This is a genomic window from Ruegeria sp. YKSF131 (genome assembly GCF_059612645.1).
The window spans coordinates 1-1059 of record NZ_JBXWQZ010000141.1; the positions used below are offsets into that span (position 1 = coordinate 1).

General features: G+C 60.5%; 1 pseudogene. It reads left to right on the top strand.

Annotated features, from left to right (window positions below):
• A pseudogene (locus AC2FLZ_RS22000) lies at positions 1–1059 on the top strand (error-prone DNA polymerase); the annotation flags it as partial.

Genomic DNA, 1059 nt, shown 5'->3' on the forward strand with positions numbered 1-1059 from the left:
ATTGGGCCGGGACGCTTTGGCCAATGGTGAACAGCGCCTGCGCTCCGAGGCCGAGATGCTACGCATCTTCAAGGGTCATGAAGGTGCCGTTGCCCGCGCCCATGTGCTCAGCGAAGAGTTGAAGTTCTCGCTGGGTGAGCTGCGTTATGAATACCCCAGCGAGGGCAGCGAACAGGAAACCCCGACCCAGCGCCTGCACCGTCTGGCGCATGAGGGGCTGAAATGGCGCTATCCCGCCGGGGCGTCCGAAAAGGCGAAAAAAATGCTGGTGCATGAGCTGACGCTGATCGGCAAGCTGAAATACGAACCCTACTTCCTGACCGTCCGCGATATCGTCCATTTCGCCCGTTCGCGCAGCATCCTGTGCCAGGGGCGCGGGTCAGCGGCCAATTCGGTCGTCTGCTTTTGCCTCGGCATCACCGAGGTCAGCCCCGAGATGGGCACCATGGTGTTTGAACGCTTCGTCTCCGAGGCGCGCGATGAACCGCCAGACATAGACGTCGATTTCGAACATGAACGCCGCGAAGAGGTGATCCAGCACATCTATGACCGCTATGGCCGCGAACGCGCAGGCCTTTGCGCCACTGTCGTGCATTATCGCGGCAAACGCGCAATCCGCGAGGTTGGCCGCGCCATGGGCCTGACCGAAGACACGATCTCGGCACTTTCCTCACAGCTTTGGGGGTTTTTCTCGGCCTCGGGGCTTGAGGCACAACGGATGCGCGAAATTGGCCTCGACCCCGAAGATCGGCGCCTGAAACAGACTTTAATGCTGGTTTATGAGATCGACGGCTTTCCTCGCCACCTCTCGCAGCATGTCGGCGGGTTCATCATCACCGAGGGTCGGCTGGATGAGCTTGTCCCCATCGAAAACGCCACGATGGAGGGCCGCACTGTCATCTGCTGGGACAAGGACGATATCGACAGTCTTGGCATCCTCAAGGTCGATGTCCTCAGCCTCGGGATGCTCACCTGCATCCGCAAGGCGTTTGACCTGATCGGCCAGCATCACCAGACCAGCTACACCCTTGCCACCCTGCCGCCCGAGGATCCGGTGGT